Source organism: Kitasatospora sp. NPDC028961 (assembly GCF_055564815.1).
The window spans coordinates 305,025-325,376 of record NZ_JBVHVO010000007.1; the positions used below are offsets into that span (position 1 = coordinate 305,025).

Here is a 20,352-nt window from a genome sequence, read left to right on the forward strand (position 1 = left end):
GGTGATGCGTTCGGGGACCCGATCCGTGACCCGGTCGGGGTCTTCCCAGGTGGGTGCCGGTGCCGTCGCCGGGAGCCGTCCCGTGCGGACGGTGACGGGGCGGCGCGGCGACGCGGTGGCCTTGGCCACACTCACCCCGCGGGGGCCGCGGAGGCGGCCCGCTCGCGGGCCGGCGCGGTGATGTCGGCGGCCAGTTCCACCACATCGGGGCCGTAGGCCTTCGGGTTGACGACCTTCAGGACCAGGGCGAACGAACCGTCCTCACCGTACCGGCGGGCGAGCCGGCGGTGGTTGGCGACGAGGTAGCGGACGCCGGCGTGGTTGGCGATGCCGGTCTGGCCGGATATCAGGAAGACCGGGCGTCCGCCCTCGGGGGTGGCGAGGCGCGCCAGCAGGGCGTAGACCTCGGTGTCCCAGTCGACGGTGAAGGTCCGGTCGCCCACCACGATGACGTTGTTCGGGCCCTCCGAGCCGTTGGTGACCGTCACTCCGGGCAGCCCCCAGGCCAGGTGGGCGGCCATCCGCTCGTTGCTGCTGGGGCCGCCGAAGCAGAACTCGGTCTTGGTGCCCAGGCCGCGGTGGACGGCGTCGTGCGCGACCAGGTCGGTCCGCGCGTCGCACTCCTTCACCAGGGCGGCCAGCTCCATCAGCGCGTAGGCGTCGCGCCGGGTGACCGTCCGGGCGTGCGCCCCGACCCCGACGCTGCGGTTCACCACGATCAGGCACTCGCTGCCGGCCGGCAGGCCGAAGAAGGCGCGGACCCGCTCCAGCCGCCGGCGGCGGCGCAGGTTCTGCGCGAGCCAGGCGAGCGCGGCACTGATCGCGCTCGCCACCAGCCCCAGCAGCACGTTGAGCAGACTGTCGGTCATCGGCCTGTCCCCTCCCCGTTCGAACGGCGGCGGTCAGCCTAGCGGGCTCCCGCGAGGGCCACGGGGACGGCCGGTGAGGGGACCGGTCGGTCCTCGTGGCGGGTGCCGGCGGCGGATCAGGCCCAGAGGTCGGTGATCCGGACGCCGAGGTCGGCGAGCAGCCGGCGGAGCAGCGGCAGGGAGAGGCCGATGACGTTGCCCGGGTCGCCGTCGATGCCCTCGACGAACGGCGCCGAGCGGCCGTCCAGGGTGAACGCGCCGGCCACGTGCAGCGGCTCGCCGGAGGCGATGTAGGCGGCGACCTCGTCGTCGTCCGGGGTGCCGAAGCGGACGGTGGTGGAGGCGGTGGCCGAGGACTGCTCGCCGGTGGCGGTGTCGATCACGCAGTGCCCGGTGCGCAGCACCCCGGACCGGCCGCGCATCGCCTGCCAGCGGACGAGGGCCTCGGCGGCGTCGGCGGGCTTGCCGAGCGCCTGCCCGTCCAGCTCCAGCACCGAGTCGCAGCCGATCACCAGCTCGCCGCCGGTCAGCTCGGCGGCGACCGCCTTGGCCTTGGCCTCGGCGAGGACGAGGGCGAGCTCGGCGGGGCTCGCGGCGGTGATCGCGTCCTCGTCGACGCCGCTGACCACCACGCGCGGGTCGAGGCCCGCCTGGCGCAGCAGCCCGAGGCGGGCGGGGGAGGCGGAGGCGAGGACGAGGGCGCGGCGGTCGGTCATGCCCACCAGGGTAGGGGGTGGCCGCCGTCGCTCCGCCCGCCCGCCGGAGGCCGGGGGCCGGTTCGGGCGCCGGTCAGACCATCACCGGTCAGACCATCAGCAGGACGGCGATCAGCAGGAGGCAGGCCGCGAGCACATGGCCGGCGCGGCGGAGCCTCTCCTGCAGTCGGCGGGCCTCCGGGGAGGGCTCGTCGCGGGGGTCGGACCAGAGCACCTGTCCAGGGTGCGTCGCGCCGCCGCGGTGACGCCTGAGTACGCGTACTCAGCTTTCGGGGCAATCCGGGCGCGCGAAGGGGGTGGGACGCCGGACGGGCCGGCCTCCCACCCCCTCCCGGCGGTGCTAGCCGGCCCAGCCCGAGGTGCGCCAGGCGTTGACGCCCGGGCGGGGGGTGGCGCGCAGCCGGCGGGCGCGGTCGTTCCAGGCGGAGTCCGGGCCGGCGCCGGCCCGGCGGGCCGCCTCGGCGGCCGCCTGCGCGGCGGCGGCCCGGGACTGGACCACCGCCAGGACGGTGGCCAGCTCCTCGGGGGTCGGCTGCCCGTGTAGCACGTGGATCGGGGCCATGGCTCAATCCTCTCGCGGCAGCGCTTACAGGGGGATGTTTCCGTGCTTCTTCGGCGGCAGCACCTCACGCTTGCCGCGCAGCGCGCGCAGCCCGCGGACGATGTGCCGGCGGGTGTCGCTCGGCGCGATGACGGCGTCCACGTAGCCGCGCTCGGCGGCCAGGTACGGGTTGAGCAGGGTGTCCTCGTACGCGGAGACCAGCTCGGCCCGGCGGGCGTCGACGTCGGCGCCCGCGGCGGCGGCCTCGGCCAGCTCGCGCCGGTAGACGATGTTGGCCGCGCCCTGCGCGCCCATCACCGCGATCTGCGCGGTCGGCCAGGCCAGGTTGAGGTCGGCGCCCAGGTGCTTGGAGCCCATGACGTCGTACGCGCCGCCGAAGGCCTTGCGGGTGATCACGGTGATCATCGGCACGGTGGCCTCGGCGTAGGCGTAGATCAGCTTGGCGCCGCGGCGGATGATGCCGTCCCACTCCTGCTCGGTGCCGGGCAGGAAGCCGGGCACGTCCACGAAGGTGATCACCGGGATGTTGAAGCTGTCGCAGGTCCGGATGAACCGGGCGGCCTTCTCGCTGGCGTTGATGTCCAGGCAGCCGGCCAGGTCCATCGGCTGGTTGCCGACGATGCCGACCGGGTGGCCCTCGACCCGGCCGAAGCCGGTGATGATGTTGCCCGCGTACAGCGCCTGGGTCTCCAGGAACTCGCCGTCGTCCAGGACGTGCTCGATCACCGTGTGCATGTCGTACGGCTGGTTCGCCGAGTCCGGCACGAGGGTGTCGAGTTCGAGGTCCTCGTCGGTGACGGAGAGGTCCGCCTCCTCGGGGAAGGCCGGCGGGTCGGAGAGGTTGTTGGAGGGCAGGTACGAGAGCAGGCTCTTGACGTACTCGATCGCCTCCTTCTCGTCCGCGGCCAGGTAGTGCGCGTTGCCGGACTTGGTGTTGTGGGTGCGCGCGCCGCCCAGCTCCTCCATGCCGACGTCCTCACCGGTGACGGTCTTGATCACGTCCGGGCCGGTGATGAACATGTGCGAGGTCTGATCGGCCATCACCACGAAGTCGGTGATCGCGGGCGAGTACACCGCGCCGCCCGCGCAGGGGCCCATGATCAGCGAGATCTGCGGGACGACCCCGGAGGCGTGCACGTTGCGGCGGAAGATCTCGCCGTACAGGCCGAGCGAGACCACGCCCTCCTGGATCCGGGCGCCGCCGGAGTCGTTGATGCCGATGACCGGGCAGCCGGTCTTCAGCGCGAAGTCCATCACCTTGACGATCTTCTCGCCGAACACCTCGCCGAGCGAGCCGCCGAAGACGGTGAAGTCCTGCGCGAAGACGGCGACCTGACGGCCGTCGACGGTGCCGTAGCCGGTCACCACGCCGTCGCCGTACGGGCGGTTCTTCTCCTGGCCGAAGTTGGTCGAGCGGTGCCGGGCGAACTCGTCGAACTCCACGAAGGAGCCCTCGTCCATCAGCTCGACGACGCGCTCACGCGCGGTCAGCTTCCCCTTGGCGTGCTGCTTCTCCACGGCCTTGGCGGAGCCGGAGTGCACCGCCTCGTCGATCCTGCGCCGCAGGTCGGCGAGCTTGCCGGCGGTGGTGTGGGGGTCGTACGGGGCCTCGGTCATCGGGTGGGCTCTCCCTGATCCATGGGCCGCGGCCTGTTCGGTGGTACGCGCGTCTGGGCGGGGACACGCGCATGAGGGCAGGGCGGCGCAACGAACTACCGTCGAGTAGCGTAGCCAGCGCCGGGGCTTTCCGGTTATGGCCAGCGACACAGTGTGTCAACGCCCGTTCTGCGGGACGATATGGCGGCCTACGGCCACCGCGCGGCGGGCGGGGCGGAACCCCTAGTCTCGTGGTCATGACCGACTCCGACACCCCCCGCCGCAGTGGACTGCGCGGCTTCGGCCACGCCGGGCCGTCGCCCTGGACCGATCTGGACCGGCCGCCGCTGGACGCCGAGGCGCTGCGCCGCGACCTCGTCCGGCCGGGCGGGTTCTGGACCGCGCTGGACGTCGTCACCGAGACCGGTTCCACCAACAGCGACCTCGCCGCCCGGGCCGGGGCCGGCGCGCCGCAGGGCGCCGTGCTGGTCGCCGAGGCGCAGAGCGCCGGGCGCGGGCGGCTGGAGCGGCAGTGGACGGCGCCGCCCCGGTCGGGGCTCTTCCTCTCGGTCCTGCTTCGCCCGGACGAGGTACCCGTCGAGCGGTACGGCTGGTTGCCGATCCTGGTCGGGGTCGCCGCGGCCGCCACGCTGAGCCGGGTCGCCGAGGTCGAGGTCGGCCTGAAGTGGCCCAACGACCTCCAGGTCACCGTCGACGGCGCGGAGCGCAAGCTCGGCGGCATCCTCACCGAGCTCAGCGGCGGGGCGGTGGTGGCCGGCCTCGGCCTCAACGTGTCGCTGCGCGAGGGCGAGCTGCCCGTCCCGACCGCCGCCTCGCTGCTGCTGGCCGGTGCCGCGGTGACCGACCGGTCCACCCTGCTCCGCGCGCTGCTGCGCGAGTTCGCCGTCCTCTACACCGAGTGGACGGCCGCGGCCGGCGACCCGCACGCCAGCGGTCTGCTGGCCGCCTACGCGGACCGGTGCACCACGCTCGGCCGTCCCGTCAAGGTCCACCTGCCGGGCGACCGCGAACTCGTCGGCGAGGCGGTGGCGATCGACGGCGACGGCCGGTTGGTGGTCCGCACCCCCGACGGTGCACGGCGTCCGGTGGGCGCGGGAGACGTCGTCCACGTGCGCCCCGAGCCGCGCTGAGCGGCACTCTTCACCTCTCCTTGACCCGGGCGGATGCTCCGGATCGCGGGATTCCGTGCGAACATTCCACCTGGCAGCAGTGTGAGGCGCGCCACTGCCCGGCGGGTGGCGGGCGCGTTCGGACAGGCAGGACACGAGGCAAGTGCGGCGACCGCACGGGGACGGACCGGTGGCAGAGGACGGCGGCAACGGCGGTACGGCGGGCTCCGACGACCAGACGGTCGCGCTCGACCTGGAACGCCTGATCCTGGACGCGCCACGCCGCTACACCCCGTACCAGGCCGCGCGGGCCGCCGACGTCCCGATGGAGCTGGCCACCCGCTTCTGGCGGGCCATGGGCTTCCCGGACATCGGGCAGTCCCGGGCGCTCACCGACGGCGACGTGATCGCGCTGCGCCGGCTCGCCGGTCTGGTGGAGTCGGGCCTGCTCAGCGAGCCGATGGCGATCCAGGTCGCCCGCTCGACCGGGCAGACCACCGCCCGGCTGGCCGGCTGGCAGATGGACACCTTCCTGGAGAACCTCACCCAGTCCGTCGAGCCCGGGCTGACCCGCGCCGACGTGGCCTACCCGCTGGTCGAGCTGCTGCTGCCGGAGCTGGAGCAGTTCCTGGTGTACGTCTGGCGCCGCCAGCTGGCCGCCGTCACCGGCCGGGTGGTGCAGGCCGCCGAGGACACCGAGATCACCAGCGGCCGGCTGGCCGTCGGCTTCGCCGACCTGGTCGGCTTCACCCGGCTCTCGCGCCGGCTGGAGGAGGAGGAGCTCGGCGAGCTGGTCGAGACCTTCGAGAACACCTGCTCCGACCTGATCGCCGGCCAGGGCGGCCGGGTGATCAAGACCCTCGGCGACGAGATCCTGTACGTCTCCGAGGACCCGGGGACGGCCGCCGAGATCGCGTTCAGCCTGATCGAGGCGCTGGCCGAGGACGACACCATCCCCGCGCTGCGGGTCGGCATGGCCTTCGGCACCGTCACCTCGCGGATGGGCGACGTCTTCGGCACCACGGTCAACCTGGCCAGCCGGCTCACCTCGATCGCCCCGAAGGACGCGGTGCTGATCGACGGCGAGTTCGCGGCCGCGCTGGAGCAGAACGGCAGTGTCGCCCCGGCCGACGCGGACGGGCCGGGGCTGGCCGAGGCGCTGTCGGCCGCCTCCGGACTGCCCGCCTCCGGGCTCCCGGTGCCGGCGCCGGACGCGGGGCGCCGGTTCAGCCTCCAGCCGATGTGGCGCCGGCCGGTGCGCGGGCTGGGGCTGGTCGAGCCGTGGCTGCTGTCGCGGCGGCCGCGCGGCGAGTAGCGGGCGCCGCCCCGTACCGCCGGGCTCCCGGAGGCCGCGGGGAGTACCCGGCCGCCCACGGGGTAGGCCGACGTCCGGGCAGGGCGCGGCGGAGTCCGGGCCGGCGGCACGGTCACCCGGCGGGGCCGGTGGCCGTCGTCCGAAAGCCGTACGGCTGAAACCGGTCCGGCCGGGCGGATCCGTGCGGGCAAACGGGGCATAACCGAGCGAAACCGCCCTAGTCTTGGTGCAGGCGGACGGGTCCGGTTCGCGGTGGGTGAGCCACCGCGCCGGACGGGACCGAGCACAGGGAACGGGGCGAGCCGGTGGGCAGTGAGGCGATCACGACGGACCGCGGTTGCGTGTGCGACCGCCCGGAGCTGCCGGCCGCCCCCGACCCGCGGCTGACGTCCGTGGTGGAGCTCGCCCAGGACATGGCGGGGGCGCTCACCCCGCTGGAGGCGGTCCGCGCGGCCGCCGTCCGCGCCACCGAGGCCCTCGGCGCCACCATGGCGGCCGTCTCGGTCTGGGACCGGGAGTCCGGCCGGCTGCGGGTCCTGGTCAACTACGGGGAGCTGGCGCCGGGCGAGGAGGAGCTGCCGGAGGACGAGTCCTACCCGGTGGCGGACTTCCCCGAGATCGTCACCTACCTGGAGGAGCGCTGGACCACCGGCCGGCTGCCCCGCGCCTGGCTGCAGAGCGCCGAGAACACCGAACTCCACGCCGGGCACGCCCACCCCACCGCCGGGGCCTACTGCCAGGAGCGGGCCGCCGCGCTGCGCCGGCGCGGCCGTGGCTGCTGCGTGGTCGCCCCGATCGTGCTGCACGGACAGGCCTGGGGGGAGCTCTACCTGGCCAGGTCCACCGGGGCGGCGGAGTTCACCGAGGGCGACGCCGAGTACGCCACTCTGCTCGCCGCCCAGATCTCGGCCGGGCTCGCGCAGACCGAACGCCTCGCCGACCTGCGCAAGCTCGCCTTCTCCGACCCGCTGACCGGGCTGGCCAACCGGCGGGCGGTGGACGCCCGGCTGGAGAGCGCGCTGGAGGCGCACAACCGCGACGGCACGGTGGTCTCGCTGGTGGTCTGCGACGTCAACGGCCTGAAGCGGGTCAACGACCAGCTCGGACACGAGATGGGCGACCGGCTGCTGGAGCGCTTCGCCCACCAGCTGTCGCTGGCCGCCGCCAGGCTGCCCGGCAGCCTCGCCGCCCGTCTCGGCGGCGACGAGTTCTGCCTGCTGGTGGAGGGCCAGAAGGCGGACGAGGTGGTCGCCGTCGCCGAGGAGCTGTGCGCGCGGGCCCTGGCGCTGGCCGAGGGCGAGGGCGTCGCCTGCGGGGTCGCCTCCACCGGGGACTCGATCGGCCCGGTCACCACGCCCGACCGGCTGTTCCGGCTCGCCGACGCCGCGCAGTACCGGGCCAAGGCCGCCCGCGCCGCACACCCGGTGGTGGCCGGCCGCAGCCACGGCCCCGGCCTGTCGCCGGACCCGACGGTGCTGCTGGCCGACGCCGCCGATCCGCACCACCGGGCCGACGGCCGGGGGCGCGTCCCCGGCCGGCCGGGCGCCGGCGACCGGCGGCGGTTCCGCGGCGCCGCGCACAGCGCCGACCCGGGACAGCTGCTCACCGCCGTGCTCGCCGCCCTGGACCAGCGCGGGGTCACCCGCTCGGTCCACCCCGCCGACACCATCGGCAAGCTGGCGGTGGTCGCGGAGACGGCCTCCCGGCTGCTCGACGCGGTCGGCTGGTGGGTCTCCTACGTGCCGCCCGGCTCGCACCTGATGCGCACCGCCCAGCACGCCGTGTACCGGATGACCAGCGGACCGAGCAGCTCGCGGGCGGAGACCCAGCGGGCCCAGATCGAGGCCCCGGACGCCGTCTTCGACCTGCGGCACTACCCGATGACCCGGCAGGCGGTGCGCGGCGGGTCCTTCGCGCTGCGCGCGGGCGCGGCCGGGAACGACCCGTCCGAGGAGGCCATGCTGGTGGTCAGCGGCTACCGGGGGATGGTCGCGGCGGGCGGCCAGAACCCGGCCGGCGGCTGGCTGGTGGAACTGTTCGCCGACGACGCGACGCTGCCGCTCGGACAGGTCGCCAGCGCGATGCGGGCCCTGGTCGCCGTGGCGCTCTCCGGCCCGGCCTCCCCGCCGCCGGGCTGAGGCGGGCCCGGTTCGTGGACGGACCGGGCGACAGGCTTGTGCCGGTTCGGTGACCGGCCTGTTCCGAGCCGGTCGCGGTCCGGTGCGGAGGCTGCCGCGGGGCTGGGCGGCGCGCCCCGGACGTGGGATGGTATCCGCCGTCGGCGGGCCACGGGGGCCGGGCCGGAACGGGGGTCGAAACCCATGCGCGCTCGTCTGACGAGCCTTGTCCTCTCCGCGGTGCTGGCGCTGGGCGGTGCCACGCTGGCAGCCGCCCCGGCGGCCGAGGCCGCGCCGCGCGCCGCCGCGGTCGGCACCGCCGCCGGTTCCGCCGCCGGTTCTTCCGCCGCGGGGAGCGCCGTCCAGGCGGCCCAGGCGGCCCCGGCCGTGGCCGGGCAGCAGGACGGCACCCGGCTGGCCGGGTCCAAGGACAAGTCCAAGTCGAAGTCGAAGAAGAAGAAGAAGGGCTTCTTCGGCAAGATCATCGGTGTGGTGATCGGCATCGTGGTGGTGCTGATCGTGATCGCCGTGATCATCGCGGTGGTCGTGATGCTCCGCCGCCGCAACCGGCAGTAGACCGCGCGGGCCCGTGGACCCGGCGGGTCCACGGGCCGGCCGCCGGACCGGTCACGGCCGCAGGGCGCGCAGGACGCCCGCCACCAGACGGTCCGCGTAGGCGTGGTCGAGCGGGCCGAGGCCGTGCAGCCAGCGGTAGTACATCGGGCCGTAGAGCAGTTCGACGGCGAGGTCGAGGTCGGCGTCGGCGGCGATCTGCCCGGCCTCGCGGGCGGTGCGCAGGCGCTCCCGGGTGACCTCCAGCAGAGGGTCCAGCAGGCGCTCGCGGTACTCCCGCAGCAGGGCCGGGTCGCGCTGGTGCTCGGAGACCAGGCCGCGTCCGGTGTTGTCGAAGCCCGGGTCGGCCAGCTGGTCGGCCGTCGGCCGCAGGACGGCGCGCAGATCGGCGGCGAGGTCGCCGGTGTCGGGCAGCGCCAGACTGCCGGAGGTGTTCTCGTTGGCGGCCTGGAAGGCGTCGAAGACCACCGCGCCCTTGGAGGGCCACCAGCGGTAGATGGTCTGCTTGCCAACGCCGGCCCGGGCGGCGATCGCCTCGATGGTCAGCTTGCCGAAGCCCACCTCGGCCACCAGTTCGGCGGCGGCGGTGAGGACGGCCTGGCGGGAGCGCTCGCTGCGGCGGGCGGGATCGGGAGAGCTGCTGCGGGTCATGGGCCCATTCTAGGGCGCTGGCGAAACGAGACGTCTCGTCTTGCTGGAAGAGTCTTGCTGAAGATCGGACCGAGCCCGCGCGCTCCGGGGCGGGTCGGGTCGCCGGTGGGGCGGGCGGTGGCCGGCCGGTCAGCCGCTGATCCGGTCCGGGCGGGTGTAGACGTTGGCGCGTTCGCCGCGCAGGAAGCCGACCAGGGTCAGGCCCAGCTCCTCGGCGAGGTCCACCGCGAGGGAGGACGGCGCGGAGACGGCGGCCAGCAGGGGGACGCCCGCCAGCGCGGCCTTCTGGGTCAGCTCGAACGAGGCGCGACCGCTGACCAGCAGGACGTGCCCGGTCAGCGGCAGCCGGCCCGCGCGCAGCGCCCAGCCGACCACCTTGTCCACCGCGTTGTGCCGGCCGACGTCCTCGCGGGCGCAGAGCAGCGCGCCGCTCGTCCCGTCGAACAGCCCGGCCGCGTGCAGGCCGCCGGTCGAGTCGAAGGTCCGCTGGGTGGCCCGGAGCCGGTCCGCCAGCCCGTACAGCAGGGCCGGGGGGACGGTCAGCGGGTCGTCCCCGACGGGGTGGCGGACGTGGGTGCGGACGGCGTCCACCGTGTCGCGGCCGCAGAGGCCGCAGGCGCTGGTGGTGAGCAGGTTGCGGTGGGCGGAGAGCGGGAGGGCGCGGGCGCCGCGCAGGGCCGCGTCCACCACGTTGTAGGTGTTCGCGCCGTCCTCGTCCGTCCCGGCGCAGTAGCGCAGGGCCGCGAGGTCCTCGGCCGTGTGCACCAGCCCCTCGCCGACCAGGAAGCCGGCCACCAGGTCGAAGTCCTGGCCGGGCGTGCGCATGGTCACCGTCAGCGGCTCGCCGCCGACCCGGATCTCCAGCGGCTCCTCCGCCGCGAGGGCGTCCGGTCGCGTGCTGCGGCCGTCCCCGTGCAGCCGCACCACTCGCCGCCGTGCCGTCGCCCGCGTCATCGGTCCTCCGCCTCCGTGCCGTCCGTCGACCCCAGCGTGCGGTATCGGGGTGGCGCTTCGGAAATCGGGGTGGGGCCGGTGGCCGGGCGCCGGTGGGGGCGACTCGTGGGCGGGCGCCCGTCACCTGATTGGCGATGCCGTGAGGCGGCCGGCGCCCGCCGTCGGCGAGGGTGGCGTGGAGGTCCCGGCCGGGGCCGTCGGCGCCGGCGCGCCCTCCGGCGGGACGCGGAGGGCGGCCGCGGCCGGCTCCGTCCGGCGGGCGGGAGTCCGCCAGGTGGGATCCACTGGTTGTCATATCTTCATTCAGCTGGTGTGATGATGCATATGGATATGCACAGTGCTGTGGCCCCCGATGCGCCCCTCGTCCAGGTCGGCAAGGCCGACGTCAGCGCCGAGGACGTGCTGGCCGTCGCCCGGGGCAACGCCCGGGTAGAGATCGGTCCGGACGCGCTCGCCGAGATGGCGACCGCGCGGGCCCGGATCGAGGCCCTCGCGGCCGAGCCGCGCCCCGTCTACGGCGTCTCCACCGGCTTCGGCGCGCTCGCCGTCCGGCACATCAGCCCCGAGCTCCGCGCCCAGCTGCAGCGCTCGCTGGTGCGTTCGCACGCCGCCGGGATGGGCCCGGCGGTGGAGCGCGAGGTGGTCCGCGCGCTGATGTTCCTGCGGATGAAGACGCTGGCCTCCGGCCGGACCGGCGTGCGCCCGGTGGTCGCCCAGACCATGGCGGCCATCCTGAACGCCGGCATCACGCCGGTGGTCCGCGAGTTCGGCTCGCTCGGCTGCTCCGGCGACCTCGCCCCGCTCTCGCACTGTGCGCTGGTCCTGATGGGCGAGGGCGTGGCGACCGGCCCGGACGGCGTCGACAAGCCCTCCGGCGAGCTGCTCGCCGCGGCCGGCATCGAGCCGGTCGAGCTGCTGGAGAAGGAGGGCCTGGCCCTCATCAACGGCACCGACGGCATGCTCGGCATGCTGGTGATGGCCATCGCCGACCTCCAGCGCCTGTTCACCACCGCCGACATCACCGCCGCGATGACCCTGGAGGCGCTGCTCGGCACCGACAAGGTGCTCGCCCCCGAGCTGCACGCCCCGATCCGCCCGCACCCCGGCCAGGCGCTGAGCGCCGCCAACATGCTGGCCGTCCTCAAGGGCTCCGGCCTCACCGGCCACCACCAGGACGACGCCCCGCGCGTCCAGGACGCCTACTCGATCCGCTGCGCCCCCCAGGTCGCCGGCGCCGGCCGCGACACGGTGGCCCACGCCGCCCTGGTCGCCTCCCGCGAGCTGGCCGCCTCGGTCGACAACCCGGTGGTGCTGCCGGACGGCCGGGTCGAGTCCAACGGCAACTTCCACGGCGCCCCGGTCGCCTACGTGCTGGACTTCCTCGCCATCGCGGCCGCCGACCTCGGCTCGATCTCCGAGCGCCGTACCGACCGGCTGCTGGACAAGGCCCGCTCGCACGGCCTGCCGGCCTTCCTCGCCGACGACCCGGGCGTGGACTCCGGTCTGATGATCGCCCAGTACACCCAGGCGGCCCTGGTCAGCGAGAACAAGCGGCTCGCAGTGCCGGCCTCGGTCGACTCGATCCCGTCCTCCGCGATGCAGGAGGACCACGTCTCGATGGGCTGGTCGGCCGCCCGCAAGCTGCGCCAGTCCGTCGAGAACCTCGGCCGGATCCTGGCCGTCGAGCTGACCGCCGCCTCCCGCGCGCTGGAGATCCGCCGGCAGGCCGACGCCAGCGGCACGCCCTCGCCGGCGACCCTCGCCGCGCTGGCCGTCGCCCGGGAGGCCGGGGTCGGCGGCGCCGGCCGCGACCGCTTCCTCTCGCCGGACCTGGAGGCCGCCGCCGCGCTGGTCGCCTCCGGCGAGCTGGTGCGGGCCGTCGAGAAGGTCACCGGGCCGCTGGCCTGACGAGGCCGCCGCCGCCCGGGGCGGGCGGGAGTCAGTCCCACTCGCCCCGCGGCGGCCGGGCGCGCTTCTCCTCGCGCCGGTCGGCGGCGATGGCGGCGTAGTTGACGCCGACGATGCCGGCCCAGCAGACCAGCAGGCCCATGAAACCGTTCGAGCCGCTGGTCGCGATGCCGGTCAGCGGGATGCCGAGGACCAGCGAGATCAGCGGCAGCTTCGAGCCGGAACGGCCGAAGGAACGCCGGCGCAGGTGCTCCGCCGGGCCGTAGCCGTCGAGCCGCTCCGCCACCCGGCGCTCCACCCGGGCGTCGAGGCGGGCGTCCAACCGGGCGTCCAGCCGGGCGAGGAACGAGTCGACGATCTCCGACTCGTACTCCTCGCCCAGCTCCTTGCGGGTCTGCAGAGCCGCGTCGAGGTCGCGTCGCAGTTCGTCCTGGCGTGTGTCCATGGCGCTCAGCCTGGTGCAGCGCCGGGGCTCCAGTCCATCGGTTCGCGCCGGGATCGGGGCGGATCAGGGGGAAATCAGGGTCACCCTCAGGGGTGATCCGCACCGTCGGGGGGTCTCATCGGGCGTCCCGGCGTACGAGACGTCTTTGCCAGCGGCAGTCCGCTGCTGCACAGTCGTCGTCCGAACAGCTCGCACCCGGAGGTACCGCTGATGACCGCCACCGACGACACCGGCACGGTAGGCCCCTCCGCCCGACTCCTCCAGCTCTTCGAGGGCCACCGGCTCACCCCCACCCAGCGCCGGATCGCCCACTCGCTCGTCCGCCACGCCACCGAGGCGCCGTTCCTCTCCAGCGTCGAGGTCGCCGAACTGGCCGGCGTCAGCCAGCCCTCGGTCACCCGCTTCGCGGTGGCCCTCGGCTACGACGGCTACCCGGCGCTGCGCAAGCAGCTGCGCGAGCTGGGCGCGGGGGAACCGAGCGCCCCGGAGACCCCGGACGACGTGGTGCGCAACGAGCACCAGCAGGCCGTCCTCGCCGAGATCGAGCACCTGCGGCTGCTCGCCGAGCTGCTCGCCGACCCCGAGCCGATCATCCGCGCCGCCCGGCTGCTCGCCGCCTCCCGCCCGCTGCCCGTCCTCGGCCTGCGGGCCGCCTCCGCGCAGGCCCGCGGCTTCGCCTACTTCGCGGCCAAGGTGCACCCGGACATCCGGCTGCTCGACGAGGGCGGCAGCATGCTCGCCGACCGCCTGGAACAGGCCGCCGCCGCCGGCGCCTCCGCGCTGCTCTGCTTCGCCCTGCCGCGCTACCCGCGCGAGCTGATGGACGCCCTGACGGTGGCCCGGGACTGCGGTCTGACGGTGCTGACCGTCGCCGACAGTGCCTTCGCGCCGGTCGCCAAGCTCTCCGACCTGATGCTGCCGGCCGCCGTCGGCACCGGCCTGGTCTTCGACACCGCGTGCGCGCCGATGATGCTCGGCCGGGTGCTGCTCCAGACCATGTGCGACGAACTCCCCGGCGCCGAGGCCCGGTTGGAGTCGATCGAGCAGTCCGCGACGGCTCGTGGGCTGTTTTTGGAGTAGGACCCTACCCGGGGCGGGAATCCTGTCAACAGGCCCCGGAGCAGGGCCGACCGGCAGGGGGAGCCTGTGATGCGCGTGATCCACGAGATGAAGTTCGTCGGCCGACTCGCCTCGGGCGCCGACGAATGGTCCTGCCCGGCCTGCGGACGCCGCGTCACCCTGCGGCGGCTGCCCGAACCCGAACTCGTCGTCCTCGACGCCGGTGACGAGAGCGCCGTCCACGTCGGCGTCATCGAGCCCGACGGCCGCGCCTCGGCGGCCGCCGACAAGTACGGCCTCGGCCCCGTCCAGGAGATCCCCCGCCCGCCGCGCCCGGCCGCCGCGGCCGCGCCCGCGGACCCCGACGCCGACGACCGCCGCTGGCTCGCCGAGATCGGCATCGACTGGGACGGCGACGCGGCGGCCTGACGCCGGGTCGGGTCGGCCGTCCGCCTCGCGCGCCCGCCGCGCAGGGCCGGGCGGCCCCTGCGACGATCCCGCGCGCGCCGGCCCGTGCCTCGCCCGGACTCCGCGGCGGCCGTCGCGCGGCCGTCGCGGGGCCGCCCGGGGCGTACGGCGGGGCGCGTCGCCATGCCCTCCACCCGGCGGCGCCTGGGCCGAGTGGCTGGTGTTCGCCCGACTCGGGGTAGCGCGGCGGGGATGTCGCGATGCCGGCTGATCGGATGCGCTCAGGTCTGGCCGGAGACTCAATGATTGGATATATTCAGCCAAGTCGAGCTTGAATGAATTCATCCGTAGGGAGCCGGGACATGGTGCAGCAGCAGGCGAGCGGGCCGCGCGAGGTGCGGGCGGCGCGCGGTACGGGGCTGACGGCGCAGGGGTGGCAGCAGGAGGCTGCCCTGCGGATGCTGATGAACAACCTCGACCCCGAGGTGGCCGAGCACCCGTCGAAGCTCGTCGTCTACGGCGGCACCGGCAAGGCGGCGCGGGACTGGCGCTCGTTCGACGCCATGGTGCGCACGCTGGAGACGCTGAAGCAGGACGAGACCATGCTGGTCCAGTCCGGGCGGCCGGTCGGCGTCATGCAGACGCACGAGTGGGCGCCGCGCGTGCTGATCGCCAACTCCAACCTGGTCGGCGACTGGGCGAACTGGGAGGAGTTCCGGCGGCTGGAGAGCCTCGGCCTCACCATGTACGGCCAGATGACCGCCGGATCGTGGATCTACATCGGCACCCAGGGCATCCTCCAGGGCACCTACGAGACCTTCGCCGCCGTCGCCAACAAGCGGTTCGACGGCACCCTGGCGGGGACGATCACCCTCACCGCCGGCCTCGGCGGCATGGGCGGCGCCCAGCCGCTGGCCGTGACGATGAACGGCGGCGTGGCGATCTGCGTCGACTGCGACCCGTCCCGGATCTCCCGCCGGATCGAGCACCGCTACCTGGACGTCGAGGCCAAGAACCTCGCGCACGCCCTGGAGCTGGCCACCGCCGCCCGCGACCGCCGCGAGCCTCTCTCCATCGGCCTGCTGGGCAACGCCGCCGAGGTGTTCCCGCAGCTGCTCTCGATGGACGCGCCGATCGACATCGTCACCGACCAGACCAGCGCCCACGACCCGCTGAGCTACCTGCCGGTCGGCGTCGCCTTCGACGACATGGCGACCTACGCGGCCGAGAAGCCCGCCGAGTTCACCCAGCGCTCGCGCGAGTCGATGGCCCGGCACGTCGAGGCGATGGTCGGCTTCATGGACGCCGGCGCCGAGGTGTTCGACTACGGCAACTCGATCCGCGGTGAGGCCCAGCTGGCCGGCTACGACCGCGCGTTCGCCTTCCCGGGCTTCGTCCCGGCCTACATTCGGCCGCTGTTCTGCGAGGGCAAGGGCCCGTTCCGCTGGGCGGCGCTCTCCGGCGACCCGCAGGACATCGCCAAGACCGACAAGGCCGTGCTCGACCTCTTCCCGGAGAACGAGTCGCTGCACCGCTGGATCAAGATGGCCCAGGAGAAGGTGCACTTCCAGGGCCTGCCGGCGCGGATCTGCTGGCTCGGCTACGGCGAGCGCGACAAGGCCGGCGAGCGGTTCAACGACATGGTCGCCTCCGGCGAGCTGTCCGCGCCGATCGTGATCGGCCGCGACCACCTGGACTGCGGCTCGGTCGCCTCCCCGTACCGGGAGACCGAGGCGATGCTGGACGGCTCCGACGCGATCGCCGACTGGCCGCTGCTCAACGCCATGGTCAACGTCGCCTCCGGCGCGTCCTGGGTCTCCATCCACCACGGCGGCGGCGTCGGCATCGGCCGCTCGATCCACGCGGGCCAGGTCACGGTGGCCGACGGCACCGCGCTGGCCGGCGAGAAGATCCGCCGGGTGCTCACCAACGACCCGGGCATGGGCGTGATCCGCCACGTCGACGCCGGCTACGACCGGGCCGACGAGGTCGCCGCCGAGCGCGGCGTCCGCGTCCCGATGAACGAGCACAGCCCGATGGGTGAGCTGTGACCTTCGAAGAGATGTGGGCGGAGCTGCTCCCGGTGGGCCGCTCCGCCTCCTCCGGCGGCTACCGCCGCTTCGCCTGGAACTCCGCCGACGCCGAGTGCCGGTCCTGGTTCGAGGAGCAGGCCCGCGGCCGCGGGCTGACCTACGAGCTGGACCGCAACGGCAACCAGTGGGCCTGGCTGGGCGACCCGGCGGGCGAGGGCGCGATCGTCACCGGCTCGCACCTGGACTCCGTCCCCGACGGCGGCGCCTTCGACGGCCCGCTCGGGGTGGTCTCCTCCTTCGCCGCGCTGGACGAACTCCGCGGGCGGGGAGCCGAGTTCGACCGGCCGCTGGCCATCGTCAACTTCGGTGACGAGGAGGGCGCCCGGTTCGGCGTGGCCTGCATCGGCTCCCGGCTGAGCGCGGGCGTGCTCGGCCGCGACCAGGCGTACGAGCTGCGCGACGCCGACGGCGTCCGGCTGCCCGACGCGATGGAGAAGGCCGGCTACGACCCGGCCGGGATCGGCGCGGACGGCGACCGGCTGGCCCGGATCGGCGCCTTCGTCGAACTCCACGTCGAGCAGGGCCGCTACCTCGCCGAGGACCAGCCGGTCGGCGTGGCCGGCGCGATCTGGCCGCACGGCCGCTGGCGGTTCGACTTCCACGGGGAGGCGAACCACGCCGGCACCACCCGGATCGAGGACCGCCGCGACCCGATGCTCACCTACGCCAACACCGTGCTCGCGGCGCGGAAGAAGGCGCGGACGGCAGGGGCGCTGGCCACCTTCGGCAAGGTCGCGGTCGAGCCCAACGGCACCAACGCGATCGCCTCCCTGGTGCGCGGCTGGCTGGACTCCCGGGCCGCCGACGAGCAGACGCTCACCGCCCTGGTCGAGGAGATCGAGCGGGCGGCGTACGAGCGCGGCGACCGCGACGGCGTCCGGGTCGAACTGACCCGCGAGTCCTACACCCCGGTGGTGGAGTTCGACGGCCCGCTGCGCGACCGGCTCGCCCGGCGGCTCAACGCGGCGGGCGAGCCCGACGGCGTGCCCATCCTGCCCACCGGCGCGGGACACGACGCCGGAATCCTGGCTTCGGCGATCCCGACCGCCATGCTGTTCGTACGTAACCCGAGCGGGGTCTCGCACTCCCCGGCCGAGCACGCGGAGACGGCCGACTGCCTGGCCGGCGTGACCGCCCTCGCCGACGTACTGGAGGACCTGGCGTGTCAGTAGGCCGTGCCGGAGGCGCGCAAATGACGACTTACTGGGCGGAGCACGCCTGGCTGCCGCACGCCAACGGGCCGGTGGTCGAGCAGGACGTGCTGATCGCCACCGGCCCCGGCGGCCGGATCACCGCGGTGACGCCGGACAGCGGGCCCTGCCCGCCCGGCGCCGTCCGGCTGGCCGGGCTGCTGCTGCCGGGCCAGGCCAACGCGCACTCGCACGCCTTCCACCGGGCGCTGCGCGGCCACGTGCAGGTCGGCTCCGGCACCTTCTGGACCTGGCGCGACACCATGTACCGGTTCGCCGGGGCGCTCGACCCGGACAGCTACCTGGCGCTCGCCACCGCCGTCTACGCCGAGATGGCGCTGGCCGGGATCACCGCGGTGGGGGAGTTCCACTACCTGCACCACGCGCCCGGCGGGAGCCGCTACGACGATCCGAACGCGATGGGCGAGGCGCTGATCGAGGCCGCCGCCCGGGCCGGGATCCGGATCACCCTGCTGGACACCTGCTACCTGTCGGCCGGCTTCGGCGCCGAGCCGACCAGGCCGCAGCTCCGGTTCAGCGACGGCGACGCCGACGCCTGGGCCGAGCGGGTGGAGGCGCTCAAGCCGCGCGAGCACGCCCGGATCGGCGCCGCGATCCACTCGGTGCGGGCGGTACCGGCCGAGCAGCTCGGCACCGTCGCGCGGTGGACGGACGGCCGCCGGGCCCCGCTGCACGTCCACCTCTCCGAGCAGACCGCCGAGAACGACGCCTGCCTCACCGCGCACGGCGTCACCCCGACCAGGCTGCTCGCCGACCACGGCGCGCTCGGCCCGCGCACCTCGGCGGTGCACGCCACCCACCTCACCGACGAGGACATCAAGCTCCTCAGCGACTCCTCGACCGCCATCTGCATGTGCCCCACCACCGAACGGGACCTCGCCGACGGCATCGGTCCGGCCCGCCGGCTCGCCTCGGCGGGCTGCCCGATCACCCTGGGCAGTGACAGCCACGCCGTCATCGACCCGTTCGAGGAGGCCCGCGCGCTGGAGCTGGACGAGCGGCTGCGGACCAGGACCCGGGGCCACTGGACGGCCAACTCGCTGCTGCGGGCGGGCACCGAGGACGGGCACGCCTCGCTCGGCTGGCCGGAGGCCGGGCGGATCGAGGCCGGCGCCCTGGCCGACTTCACCGTGATCGCCCTGGACTCGGTGCGCACCGCCGGGCCGCCGAGCCGGCTCGGCGCCGAGATCGCGGTGTTCGCCGCCTCGGCCGCCGACGTGCGGCACGTGGTGGTCGGCGGACGGCAGATCGTCCGGGACGGCGTCCACCAGCTGGTGCCCGACGTCCCGGGCGCGCTGCGGTCCTCGATCGCCGCGCTGAGCTGCTGAGTTCCCGTACCTCCCGGGGGCGGGCGGGGGCCGACCCCGCCCGCCCCCGGGTCCAGCCCCGAAAGGCCTGATGTGAGCACCCCGAGCAGCCCGCAGAGCCAGGGCATGCCGAGCACCCTGATCACCGGGATCGGCAGCCTGGTCACCAACGACCCCGCGTACGGGACCGGGCCGCTCGGCCTGCTCACCGACGCGGCCGTGGTGGTGGACGGCGGCACGGTCGCCTGGGTCGGGCCGGCGGCCGAGGCGCCCGCCGCGGACGAGCGGTTCGACGCGGCCGGCCGGGCGCTGCTGCCCGGCTTCGTCGACTCGCACGCCCACCTGGTGTTCGCCGGGGACCGCACCGCGGAGTTCAACGCCCGGATGTCCGGCCAGTCGTACACCGCGGGCGGGATCCGGACGACGGTGGCCGCCACCCGGGCCGCGAGCGACGCCGAACTCGACGCCAACCTGGCCCGGTTCGTGCGCGAGGCGCTGCGGCAGGGGACGACCGCGATCGAGTGCAAGTCCGGCTACGGGCTGACCGTCGTCGACGAGGCCCGGGCGCTGCGGATCGCCTCCTCGTACACCTCCGAGACCACCTACCTGGGCGCCCACGTGGTCGCCCCCGAGTACGCCGACGACCCGGCGGGCTACGTGGACCTGGTCACCGGCGACATGCTGGACGCCTGCGCGCCCTACGCCCGCTGGGTGGACGTCTTCTGCGAGAACGGCGCCTTCGACGGGGACCAGGCCCGGGCGATCCTGACCGCCGGGATCGAGCGCGGTCTCACCCCCCGGGTGCACGCCAACCAGCTCTCCTACGGCCCGGGCGTCCAGCTCGCCGTCGAGCTGGGGGCGGCCTCGGCCGACCACTGCACCCACCTCACCGACGAGGACGTGGCCGCGCTGGCCGGCTCGGAGACGGTGGCGACGCTGCTGCCGGGCGCGGAGTTCTCCACCCGCGCCGCCTATCCGGACGCGCGCCGGCTGCTCGCCGCGGGCGCCGTCGTCGCGCTCTCCACGGACTGCAACCCGGGCTCCAGCTTCACCAGTTCGATGGCGTTCTGCCTCGCGGTCGCGGTCCGGGAGATGGGGATGACGCCGGACGAGGCGGTCTGGGCCGCCACCGCGGGCGGCGCCCGGGCGCTGCGGCGCACCGACGTCGGGGCGGTGACGGTCGGCGCCCGGGCCGACCTCCAGCTGCTGGAGGCGCCCTCGCACGTCCACCTCGCGTACCGGCCGGGCGTCCCGCTGACGGCGGCGGTCTGGCGGGCCGGGGTCCGCGAGGTCTGACCTTCACGGCTTCGGGGCCGGGGGGGGGGGGGGGGGGCCACCGCCCCCCAGGCCGTTCCCGGCCCCGCGGTGAGGGACCACGGCGTAGGGAGTCCATATCGTGGAGCAACCGATTTTCCGTCACCGTCTCTGCGGTGGGGGA

The 20,352-nt window shown here is 74.7% G+C and carries 18 protein-coding genes and 1 pseudogene; 11 read left to right on the forward strand and 8 right to left on the reverse strand.

Annotation, left to right across the window (positions count from 1 at the left end):
• Positions 1-131: 131 nt before the first annotated feature.
• The 5 genes from ACZ4UX_RS16905 to ACZ4UX_RS16925 form a co-directional block, all read right to left on the reverse strand.
• The gene (locus ACZ4UX_RS16905) at positions 132-869 is read right to left on the reverse strand and encodes a hypothetical protein (protein WP_329487971.1); all 738 of its coding nucleotides are present in this window, start codon (positions 867-869) and stop codon (positions 132-134) included.
• A 116-nt stretch (positions 870-985) separates the two neighbouring features.
• Positions 986-1,585 carry a nucleoside triphosphate pyrophosphatase gene (locus tag ACZ4UX_RS16910; protein ID WP_465707204.1) on the reverse strand — a complete coding sequence of 200 codons (600 nt, stop codon included), beginning with the start codon at positions 1,583-1,585 and terminating at the stop codon, positions 986-988.
• 88 nt (positions 1,586-1,673) lie between these two features.
• A complete protein-coding gene (gene mmpB / locus ACZ4UX_RS16915; protein WP_329487969.1) occupies positions 1,674-1,799 on the reverse strand; it encodes a morphogenic membrane protein MmpB in 126 nt (41 codons plus the stop codon).
• 126 nt (positions 1,800-1,925) lie between these two features.
• Complete coding sequence (locus ACZ4UX_RS16920) at positions 1,926-2,147, reverse strand: acyl-CoA carboxylase subunit epsilon (protein WP_093861821.1); 222 nt, start codon at positions 2,145-2,147, stop codon at positions 1,926-1,928.
• Positions 2,148-2,171: 24 nt separating this feature from the next.
• Positions 2,172-3,764, reverse strand: coding sequence for an acyl-CoA carboxylase subunit beta (locus tag ACZ4UX_RS16925; protein ID WP_465707205.1), 1,593 nt, complete (start codon positions 3,762-3,764; stop codon positions 2,172-2,174).
• Positions 3,765-4,000: 236 nt separating this feature from the next.
• Between ACZ4UX_RS16925 and ACZ4UX_RS16930 the strand changes: the two genes are divergently transcribed.
• From ACZ4UX_RS16930 to ACZ4UX_RS16945, 4 genes and pseudogenes are all read left to right on the forward strand, one after another.
• A complete protein-coding gene (locus ACZ4UX_RS16930) occupies positions 4,001-4,894 on the forward strand; it encodes a biotin--[acetyl-CoA-carboxylase] ligase (protein WP_329487967.1) in 894 nt (297 codons plus the stop codon).
• A 169-nt stretch (positions 4,895-5,063) separates the two neighbouring features.
• Entirely contained in the window at positions 5,064-6,188 is a 1,125-nt protein-coding gene (locus ACZ4UX_RS16935; RefSeq protein WP_329487966.1) for an adenylate/guanylate cyclase domain-containing protein, read from the forward strand.
• Positions 6,189-6,601: 413 nt separating this feature from the next.
• Positions 6,602-7,744: pseudogene (locus ACZ4UX_RS16940) on the forward strand (GGDEF domain-containing protein); the annotation flags it as partial.
• Between the two features lie 765 nt (positions 7,745-8,509).
• Positions 8,510-8,881 (forward strand): hypothetical protein, encoded by a 372-nt coding sequence (locus tag ACZ4UX_RS16945; RefSeq protein WP_465707206.1) that lies wholly within the window; start codon positions 8,510-8,512, stop codon positions 8,879-8,881.
• A gap of 51 nt (positions 8,882-8,932) precedes the next feature.
• On the opposite strand, the gene ACZ4UX_RS16950 is transcribed toward ACZ4UX_RS16945, so the two are convergent.
• Entirely contained in the window at positions 8,933-9,529 is a 597-nt protein-coding gene (locus ACZ4UX_RS16950) for a TetR/AcrR family transcriptional regulator (RefSeq protein WP_465707207.1), read from the reverse strand.
• A gap of 129 nt (positions 9,530-9,658) precedes the next feature.
• Positions 9,659-10,483: a formate dehydrogenase accessory sulfurtransferase FdhD gene (fdhD, locus tag ACZ4UX_RS16955; protein WP_329487963.1), complete on the reverse strand. Its 825-nt coding sequence runs from the start codon at positions 10,481-10,483 to the stop codon at positions 9,659-9,661.
• 324 nt (positions 10,484-10,807) lie between these two features.
• Here fdhD and hutH point away from each other — a divergent pair, with 324 nt between their 5' ends.
• Positions 10,808-12,391: a histidine ammonia-lyase gene (gene hutH / locus ACZ4UX_RS16960; RefSeq protein WP_359803632.1), complete on the forward strand. Its 1,584-nt coding sequence runs from the start codon at positions 10,808-10,810 to the stop codon at positions 12,389-12,391.
• A gap of 31 nt (positions 12,392-12,422) precedes the next feature.
• On the opposite strand, the gene ACZ4UX_RS16965 is transcribed toward hutH, so the two are convergent.
• Positions 12,423-12,836, reverse strand: coding sequence for a hypothetical protein (locus ACZ4UX_RS16965; RefSeq protein WP_352295420.1), 414 nt, complete (start codon positions 12,834-12,836; stop codon positions 12,423-12,425).
• A gap of 210 nt (positions 12,837-13,046) precedes the next feature.
• On the opposite strand from ACZ4UX_RS16965, the gene ACZ4UX_RS16970 reads away from it, so the two are divergent.
• From ACZ4UX_RS16970 to hutI, 6 genes are all read left to right on the forward strand, one after another.
• Entirely contained in the window at positions 13,047-13,916 is an 870-nt protein-coding gene (locus ACZ4UX_RS16970; protein ID WP_359803636.1) for a MurR/RpiR family transcriptional regulator, read from the forward strand.
• A 69-nt stretch (positions 13,917-13,985) separates the two neighbouring features.
• Entirely contained in the window at positions 13,986-14,324 is a 339-nt protein-coding gene (locus ACZ4UX_RS16975; protein ID WP_465707208.1) for a hypothetical protein, read from the forward strand.
• 341 nt (positions 14,325-14,665) lie between these two features.
• On the forward strand, positions 14,666-16,354 hold the full coding sequence (gene hutU / locus ACZ4UX_RS16980; protein ID WP_465707209.1) for a urocanate hydratase: 1,689 nt from the start codon (positions 14,666-14,668) through the stop codon (positions 16,352-16,354).
• An 11-nt stretch (positions 16,355-16,365) separates the two neighbouring features.
• Positions 16,366-17,568 (forward strand): allantoate amidohydrolase, encoded by a 1,203-nt coding sequence (locus ACZ4UX_RS16985; protein ID WP_465707229.1) that lies wholly within the window; start codon positions 16,366-16,368, stop codon positions 17,566-17,568.
• A gap of 20 nt (positions 17,569-17,588) precedes the next feature.
• The gene (locus tag ACZ4UX_RS16990; RefSeq protein WP_380390631.1) at positions 17,589-18,935 is read left to right on the forward strand and encodes a formimidoylglutamate deiminase; all 1,347 of its coding nucleotides are present in this window, start codon (positions 17,589-17,591) and stop codon (positions 18,933-18,935) included.
• A gap of 105 nt (positions 18,936-19,040) precedes the next feature.
• The gene (gene hutI / locus ACZ4UX_RS16995; RefSeq protein ID WP_465707230.1) at positions 19,041-20,210 is read left to right on the forward strand and encodes an imidazolonepropionase; all 1,170 of its coding nucleotides are present in this window, start codon (positions 19,041-19,043) and stop codon (positions 20,208-20,210) included.
• Positions 20,211-20,352 lie beyond the last annotated feature (142 nt).